This window comes from Candidatus Methanodesulfokora washburnensis, from assembly GCF_003947435.1.
Lineage (GTDB): Archaea > Korarchaeota > Korarchaeia > Korarchaeales > Korarchaeaceae > Methanodesulfokora > Methanodesulfokora washburnensis.
The window spans coordinates 1-7,806 of record NZ_RCOS01000148.1; the positions used below are offsets into that span (position 1 = coordinate 1).

General features: G+C 44.7%; 9 protein-coding genes. All 9 read left to right on the top strand.

Features of this window, described 5'->3' with window-relative positions; genetic code table 11:
• Positions 1-660: WD40 repeat domain-containing protein (locus tag D6D85_RS13030; RefSeq protein WP_153184015.1), on the top strand; the 660-nt coding region annotated here is incomplete at its 5' end.
• A 78-nt stretch (positions 661-738) separates the two neighbouring features.
• Positions 739-1,989 (top strand): protein kinase domain-containing protein, encoded by a 1,251-nt coding sequence (locus D6D85_RS13035; protein WP_237558857.1) that lies wholly within the window; start codon positions 739-741, stop codon positions 1,987-1,989.
• A gap of 61 nt (positions 1,990-2,050) precedes the next feature.
• The gene (locus D6D85_RS13040) at positions 2,051-3,028 is read left to right on the top strand and encodes an FHA domain-containing protein (protein WP_125672474.1); all 978 of its coding nucleotides are present in this window, start codon (positions 2,051-2,053) and stop codon (positions 3,026-3,028) included.
• Between the two features lie 16 nt (positions 3,029-3,044).
• On the top strand, positions 3,045-4,523 hold the full coding sequence (locus D6D85_RS16485; RefSeq protein ID WP_161969879.1) for a hypothetical protein: 1,479 nt from the start codon (positions 3,045-3,047) through the stop codon (positions 4,521-4,523).
• Between the two features lie 29 nt (positions 4,524-4,552).
• On the top strand, positions 4,553-5,842 hold the full coding sequence (locus tag D6D85_RS13045) for a PP2C family protein-serine/threonine phosphatase (protein ID WP_161969880.1): 1,290 nt from the start codon (positions 4,553-4,555) through the stop codon (positions 5,840-5,842).
• 28 nt (positions 5,843-5,870) lie between these two features.
• Positions 5,871-6,101, top strand: coding sequence for an ankyrin repeat domain-containing protein (locus D6D85_RS13050; RefSeq protein ID WP_125672476.1), 231 nt, complete (start codon positions 5,871-5,873; stop codon positions 6,099-6,101).
• Positions 6,098-6,346 (top strand): hypothetical protein, encoded by a 249-nt coding sequence (locus D6D85_RS13055; protein ID WP_125672477.1) that lies wholly within the window; start codon positions 6,098-6,100, stop codon positions 6,344-6,346. Before D6D85_RS13050 ends, D6D85_RS13055 begins: the two co-directional genes overlap by 4 nt.
• 160 nt (positions 6,347-6,506) lie before the next feature.
• The gene (locus D6D85_RS13060) at positions 6,507-6,692 is read left to right on the top strand and encodes a hypothetical protein (protein WP_125672478.1); all 186 of its coding nucleotides are present in this window, start codon (positions 6,507-6,509) and stop codon (positions 6,690-6,692) included.
• Positions 6,693-7,027: 335 nt separating this feature from the next.
• A partial coding sequence (locus tag D6D85_RS13065) for an ankyrin repeat domain-containing protein (RefSeq protein WP_133308323.1) occupies positions 7,028-7,806 on the top strand: 779 nt, incomplete at its 3' end.

Here is a 7,806-nt window from a genome sequence, read left to right on the forward strand (position 1 = left end):
GGACCTGTGTGCGGCGTCTCTATCTCATCCGATGGAGGCTACATAGCAGCTGGATCGGATGATTTTTACGTCTACCTATTTGACAGAAGAGGAAACCTAATCTGGAAGTATGGGACAGGAGGCCCTGTGTGGGGCGTCTCTATCTCATCCGATGGAGGCTACATAGCAGCTGGATCGGATGATTTTTACGTCTACCTATTTGACAGAAGAGGAAACCTAATCTGGAAGTATGAGACAGGAGGCCCTGTGCATGACGTCTCTATCTCATCCGATGGAGGCTACATAGCAGCTGGATCGAGAGATTATTACGTCTACCTCTTTGATAGAAGTGGAAATCTAATCTGGAAATATGGGACAGGAGACGCTGTGCTTGGCGTCTCTATCTCATCCGATGGAGGCTACATAGCAGCAGGATCATGGGATTTTTATGTATATTTATTTACGAGGTCATCTTCTTCACCATCTCAGCAACAAACACCTCCTTCTCCACCTCCTCCGGAACAAACACCGGAGCAGGAAAGCCCAGTGACAAAAACATCAGCTGATATCCTTTATCTACTGCCAATCCTTCTTCTAGTGATCCCTCTTGTTTTCATCTACAGAAGGAGATCAAAGGAGAGGAAGGAAGAGGAAATAGTGAGGATCCTACTCAGCGAGTAGATGCTTTTTAGCATTTCTAACTTTATTTTCGCAAACTTTTGGGATAACTTTTATATCTTTCCCTTAGAGCAGTTCATGATGATCAGCGGGGGAAGCTTTATCCAAGGAGGAAGGGGGGTTTATGTAGTAGAGGATCTGATCGCTAAGGGAGGGATGAGCCTAGTCTATCAGGCCAGAGGACCTGATGGAAATCAGGTCATTGTAAAGCTCCCAAATAGCCTTGGGATTCCATATAACAAGCTCATATTCGAGAGGGATCTACTGAGACAGCTATCCCATCCCCACATCGTTGGGTACCTTGACTCGGCAGTTGTGCGCTTGGGATCAGGAGCCCTTCCTGCTATGATAACCGAATATGCTAAAGGAAAAACATTGGAGCAAGTTGCTTCGGAGAAACCTATGGATGAAAAAGAGGCGAAGGTAAGGCTTATAAAACTGCTCCTAGCGGTTGACTACCTATCCTCAAGGAACATCATCCATAGGGACATAAAGCCAAAGAACATAATAGTATCAGACGACATCAGGTATCTGAAGCTCTTGGATCTTGGAACAGCAGCCTACTTCAATGCAGCAGGGATAAACGAGGCTGTCATATCCCCCGGAGGCTATACTCCTCCTGAGCAGTACAGGTATACCTTCTCAATTCAAGGAGATATATGGTCCTCTGCCGCAACCTGTTTCTTCGCTCTTACAGGAAAGCATCCGGCGGCCGCAATGCCCGGATATCCGAACATGGTGGTCGAACCTCCGGATGTCAGGAAGTTTAATAGAGATGTGAGCGATGATTTCGCTAAAGTCCTGATGAAGGCAATGGAATGGAATCCTTTGAGCAGATTTTCAACAGCAAGAGAGATGATAGAGGCAATTGAGAGGGGAATTTCAGCAATTTCATTGGAGGAAGGCCCTGCAATTGAGGTAATGGGGACAAAGATAAAGATAGATGTTCATAGGGTGATAGTTGGCAGGATGCCAGAGGAGCAGCTTCAGACAACTATGACAAGCCAGGGGGGTGTTGCAAGTATCCCTAGCGAGAGGATTAGAGTTGTGAGGGAGGGCGATACAATGTATGTCTACGTCTTTGATCCCTACAGATGGATATCGAGAAGGCATTTCGAGATATTCGAAAAGGGAGGAAGCTGGTTCTTCAGGGATCTGGGCTCGCTCAACAGAAGTGCTGTGCTTATGGGAGGAAGATTAACGGAGGTATGGGCTGGATATAAGAGGGAATCAGTCCCGTTTAAGCTGGAGGAAAGAGCTATAATCTATGTGGCCTATGGCAATCAGCTGGGTAATCCACCGTACCTGACGGTTACATTTAAGTCCAAATGACAGCGATAGTTGAAGGGTAATCTTTATATTTTTCCAGTTCGACTATCCTTGTGGTGAGATAGTGGATAGATCGAGAGTTGTAGTGCTCCTTCTTCTTGCAATGCTGATCCTTCTCTGTCAGCCTCTCTTGGCTCAGCAATACATAGCAGGAGCAACATTCTTCACGACAAAGGGAGGGGTTAGAACAAACTTCTTCAACCCGGGAGATACTGTTGAGCTCAGGGCTGAGGCTGAGAATCCGGTTGGACCATATATAATAGATGTATATCTTGCCTATCCTCCTGAGACCGGAAGAGGAGAGATCTTTGTGTGGAGGCAATCAAGCGTGACTATTCACGCCACCATAATAGTAGCTGCTTACTCACTCGATCCCAATGCACCCTATGGAAGGTATTCATTCCACGTAAGGGTATTTAACGCATGGGGATCACTAGTGCAAGAGGGATATGTTGACTTTCAGGTTTCATCTCCTCCACCACCTCCTCAACCCCAAACTCAAACATGGATGTATGTAGCACTTGCTGGAGGAATAATAGGAATAGCAGCAGTGATATCCGCTCTAATTCTGATGAGAAGGCCCAAAGCACCATCAGTACCGGTAACCCCTCCAGCTGGAGGCTTAGGCGTTGGTGGAACACAGACAATGCCTGGAGGGGGAATGATAGGAATCCCAAGCCCTGGAACAATACAGATAACGGGTCCAGGAGGAGAAACAAATGTTCTTACTGCCATGTTTCAAGTTGGCGATAGAATTATACCGATAGGTTCCCTTCCCCAGTCATTCGGAAGAGAGGACTTCACTGGAATTGCTCCTCCCGATGTCCTAAATGCAATAAGCAGAAGAATAAAGCCTCAGTTCACAATAAGCTTTGATTGGGTGAATAAGACATTCATAATAGAAGACAACAACAGCACAAACGGCACCCTGCTCAACGGGGAGAACATAAAGGGTAAGGGCCCGAGACCTCTCAGAGATGGGGACATAGTAAGCCCTGCCGGTGTGCTGAACATGAGATTTACCTGCAGGTCTGCAGCCTAAACTTCTGGGTGTCTCGATGGATGTTGCAGCGACTTTCAGCAGGAAATTGCTATCCTTTCTTTTATTTTTTATAATTATCTTTTCCTTAGCTCAATCTTCAGAAGTAGTTAGTGCTAATGGTGAACCGAAAAGCGAAGCTCAGATAAATTACGCTTTAAAGTATGAGCAGGGAGATATAACTGAGATAAATATAACGATAAAAGGAGAGATGAGAAATGTAGTTATGAATATATCCTCAGTGGGTCTCAATTTTCAAGAAGGGAAAATAACTACAGGGGAAGGCAAGATAATAAATTTGTTAAAAAAAGGAAATAATTTAATTTCAGAAAATCCAATTAATTTAGGTTTACAGTGCAATATATCGATTAAACTCAGATCTCAAGAAGGAGTCAAATTTGGATCCATTAGCATATCGATTTTTAATGAAACTTTTAGTGGAGAGAAAATTTTAAGTAAGACAGTTGAAATCCCACTAAAGGATCCCCTAAAGTTCAGATACCTATACAGATATCTCGGATCCGGTAAATGGGAAATAAATGCTAGCATTAATGCTACTGTAGATAGCATAACAATAGAGAAGATTGAGTTTCTCAACGCAAAAAGCTGTTCCTTTAGTGGCTCGGATAGCTGCATAAAAAGTTTAAGTAAAAAATTAAATAAAATGGAAGAGTATAAGTTCAATGTTATATTAAATGAATTAAATAAGCTATATTCTTTACTCTTTATCTATTATACTATGGAAAATGAATTAGTTGTCAGCAAGTGGAACCTTTCCTTGGAGACTTTGGGAGTTAAGTGGGAGAGGGAAGAAGGAAAAGGAATCAATAGAAGCATCTTAATTAGCATTACGAACAAGCAATCTGATTTAAACCTCAGCGAAACACCAATATATGTGGATAGCTCTTCTCATGGAGCTCTGAGCTTTACTAGATGTGAGATCATAAAGGAAGATGGTAAAAAAATAAACTGCTCCAACTCTATTATGAAAGATTCAGTGCAGCTGAAAATTAATAATATAATAAAAAACAATGAGACTATAAAGTTAAATATCTCTTATAGTTTGTATGAAAATACCTCTCTAACTGTCAAGTACAGGGATAGGGATTTTGGGAGCAAATCCCTTAATATTACACCATATTATGTGCCCGAGCGCGATGTAGAATCTCCGTTTCCTTATTACGTTAAGCTGAGGGGAATAGAGTTGGAGGGCATTCAGGGAGCTATAAAAGTGGGGGATGGATATCTTCTGCTCAAGCAGATATTTTGGCCAATTCTCAGCAGTGATACCATAAGCCTAAGAGGTACTTGTAGCAAAGAGGGGGAGATATATCCCTGCTGGGGGGAGATCTCAGTTCCTATATGCGGAATCGGCACATTAGCTGTGATTGCAGCAATAGTACCCATCTCGCTGTGGGCTATAACCAGAAGAAAGAGGGCAGAGAGGGTTCCTGTGGCAAAAGAGATACTGATACCGGAGCACGTAGACCTAGGATAAATTTATATCAGTTGCGGGTGGTGAAGATTATGCAGGCTAGAACTGCCTGGCTCTCCAAGGTGAGAAGCTTCAGTGGGGTGGGATCCTTCTCAAACTGTGAGATGGAGAGCCTTGCCATGAGCCTGAGGGTAGGATTTGAGGATGAAAGCCACAGGATCTTCATCCTTTCATCTGCCTCTGATGGAATCTCAGCAGCTGAACTGATAAAGATGGCTCTTAATTCCCTTAGAAATGCTCTTGTAAATAGAACAGAGGTTCAGATTCCCATTGAGCCGAAGATCAGCGGATATGGAGGTTTGGTTGTTGTTCTCGATGGTAAGCTGACCTACCGGCACTTCGGGGAAAGCCCATTCATCCCCTCCCCTTACAGAGGGGGGGTGAATTCTGTCACATCCCCATCATTTCAGGGGATGCTCCAGAAGGGATACATAGTACTTTCCCCTTCCTATCTAATTCATCTGAGCAGGAACATGATGCCAGAGGATGTGCTTGAGGAGTGGACAAGGATCAGAGGAATATCTGTCTCTGTGGCCGGGGATAAGATCGAGATATCGGGCCTCAACCTGAGGGGGAGAAGGGCAATTTCATCCATGTCGGACAGGGGGCTCGTCAGGAGGAACAACGAGGACTCAGTTCTCTCCTCTGTCCTCGAGATATCAACGGAGGGGAAAAGGAGGAGATATCACATATTGTGCGTGGCTGATGGGGTTGGAGGGGCTGGATACGGTGAGATAGCGAGCAAAGAGGCAATTTTGGAGGCGTACATTCAGGTGATAAACGGAATTCTTGAATCAGGAAGCATGGAGGGAATAGTAAGGGAAGCTGTGAGATCAGCCAATGAGAGAGTTCTTCAGGAGAAGAGGAGGAGGGGAGAAATGGGGACAACAATGACGCTGGCTGTAGTGGATGGGGATGATGTCACAGTAGGGCATGTTGGTGACAGCAGAGCATATCTAATAGATGGCGGGGCAATGCAGCTAACGAGGGATCACAAGTATGTGGAGGATTTAATCGATAGGGGACTGATAACGAGAGAGCAGGCAAAAGTTCACCCGCAGAGAAATGTGATAACAAGTGCCCTTGGGATGGAGAACCCTAGAATAGATGTAAGGACCTTTCCGGGGATATTAATGGGAGGAAGATCCCTTCTTCTCTCAACGGATGGTCTGACAGATCTAGTCGATGATAGCGAGATAGCTGAGTGCTTCCTCAGGTATCCGCCTCATCCGGATCTCATAGGCAGGATCTTAATAGGGATGGCGAACTCAAGGGGAGGACATGACAATACATCCGTCTCCCTGTTGACCCACTTGGTGTAAAAGTAAGAAGGAGCTTTAGGGAGAGATAATGGGTTTCCTGAGCGAGAAGCTCACTGGTGCAGCTTTTAGGGGGGATCTGAAGGAAGTGAAGAGGCTCCTCGATGGGGGTGCGGATGTAAATGCAAGAGGTGAAGATGGCTATACCCCGCTCCATGGTGCTACTTGTTGGGGACATCTTGATGTTGTGAAGTTTCTAGTTGATAGAGGTGCAGATATAAGTGCAAGGAGAAATATGTCTGATGGAGGTCTGGCTGAATGAGCTCCTCGGAAGCGGTTTCAAGAAACGGAAAGTGTATAGTCGAGCTAATTGAACCATTAAAAATGCCAAACAAGGCTGTAGTGGAGCTGGTGGAGGAAATTGGTTCGAAAAATAAGCTTGAAATTGCCAGAGCAGAAGGACAGACAGGACAGGGCAAAATCTGTCCATATTGTGGAAGCCCTCTATATCACATTTCATTAACCGATGAATACTACTGCTTTGTGTGCAAGAAGTATGTTGCCTGACCGTGAGAAAACAAAGGACGGTCTTCAGCAATATAGATGCATTATTGGAGGTTTAAAAGATGATAATAAAATGAGATCTTATGACTTCACATCAGATCTGAGAAAATACATCGATATGTTCCATTGAAAAAGGAGCTAGAAGAATAGTGAGGCCAAGAAGGTGGAGGAATATCTTGAGAGGCTAGAAGAGCTTCTCAGAAAGAATGAGGTCAGTGATGAGGCTTATAAAAGGCTTAAGGCTGAGTATGAGGGGAAACTGAGGGAGATAAAGGGAGGAGCTGAGACAGAGGTCAAAGCGGGGAAGACGGAAATACTGGAAGGGACGATGGTCAAGGAAGAGGGATGAAGTTATTCCTTGAGGATGTCGAGAAGGAGGCTAAGGATCCATTATCTCACATCCTTGTTCCCTTAATCCCATTACTTTTCTAAGCTAGGTGCAATTTCAGATAACTAATCATTAATTAATTTGCATGCGACTTGGGGAGAGAATGAACTCCCCGAAGCTTCCCATGGATAACTCAGATAAATTCGGGAATTTGGCTTCTCCAAGTAGGGACGTTTGGGCATCTCCCCGTCATAGGGGGAGCTGTTGAAATATCTGATTTATGTATAGACTATATCTAAAAACTAAACTAAGTATGGGGCAAAAATTAAATAGAACTGGTTGAGTGTCCATAATTGATGAGCTCCCCGATCAAGTGGTTTAGAATGAGTTCCCTGAATGAGGGTCTCATTGATGCAGCTAGCAGGGGAGATCTGGAAGAAGTGAGAAGGCTTCTCGATAAGGGTGCAGATGTGAATGCAAAGAGTGAATATGGCGGGACCCCTCTCCATTGGGCTGCTGCTCGGGGCTATCTCGATATCGTCAAGCTTTTGGTGGATAGAGGTGCAGATATAAGTGCAAGGGACGTAGATGGCGAGACCCCTCTCCATCGGGCTGCTGCTAATGGTCATCTTGATGTCGTTGAGTTTCTATTGGATAGAGGTGCAGATGTGAATGCAAAGGATGAAGTTGGCGGGACCCCTCTCCATTGGGCTGCTGCCTGGGGCCATCTCGATATCGTCAAGCTTTTGGTGGATAGAGGTGCAGATATAAATGCAAAGGATGAAGATGGCGAGACCCCTCTCCATTGGGCTGCTGATAATGGTCGTCTTGATGTCGTTGAGTTTCTATTGGATAGAGGAGCAGATGTAAATGCAAAGGATATATACGGCTGGACCCCTCTCCATCTTGCTGCTTATTATGGTCGTCTCGATATCGTCAAGCTTCTATTGGATAGAGGTGCAGATGTAAATGCTAAAAACGGAGGTGGGAAAACTCCTCTAGATTTAGCTAGGGAGAAGAAATACTGGGATATAGTTAACTTCCTCGAAAAAGCTGTGGAGGATGCTGAGAATATATTGGAAACCAAGATATCTGGGACCTCAGTTATGGCTACCGTCGTGAAGAGCGAAGGTGA

Bases quoted from the DNA above. Each gene is read 5' to 3' on its own strand.
- D6D85_RS13050 (WP_125672476.1), top strand. From the start codon at position 5,871: ATGGGTTTCCTGAGCGAGAAGCTCACTGGTGCAGCTTTTAGGGGGGAT.
- D6D85_RS13045 (WP_161969880.1), top strand. From the start codon at position 4,553: ATGCAGGCTAGAACTGCCTGGCTCTCCAAGGTGAGAAGCTTCAGTGGG.
- D6D85_RS16485 (WP_161969879.1), top strand. From the start codon at position 3,045: ATGGATGTTGCAGCGACTTTCAGCAGGAAATTGCTATCCTTTCTTTTA.
- D6D85_RS13035 (WP_237558857.1), top strand. From the start codon at position 739: ATGATCAGCGGGGGAAGCTTTATCCAAGGAGGAAGGGGGGTTTATGTA.
- D6D85_RS13055 (WP_125672477.1), top strand. From the start codon at position 6,098: ATGAGCTCCTCGGAAGCGGTTTCAAGAAACGGAAAGTGTATAGTCGAG.